Source organism: Bartonella queenslandensis AUST/NH15 (assembly GCF_000312585.1).
Taxonomy (GTDB): Bacteria; Pseudomonadota; Alphaproteobacteria; order Rhizobiales; family Rhizobiaceae; genus Bartonella; species Bartonella queenslandensis_A.
In genome coordinates, this window is the sequence record NZ_HE998471.1 from 1 (window position 1) to 210 (window position 210).

General features: G+C 43.8%; 1 pseudogene. It reads right to left on the reverse strand.

Features of this window, described 5'->3' with window-relative positions:
• A pseudogene (locus BN338_RS10655) lies at positions 1 to 210 on the reverse strand (ParB/RepB/Spo0J family partition protein); the annotation flags it as partial.

The following is a 210-nucleotide window of genomic DNA, read 5'->3' on the forward strand; positions in this document are numbered from 1 at the left end:
TTTGCACTTTGCCATTTAAGTCGCCATCATTTGGCAAAGGGTCAAGTTGACCCTTTGCCACTTTTTCCTTTGTATATTGATTACCGTGGTCACCGCCACGTTGAATTTCCCCATACTTCTTTTCCCACAATTCGCGGTAGGTCTGCACAAAAAGCGCACGGTCAATCACCGACAATTCATTGCGGAAAAGATTTTCTGCAACTTCCAATA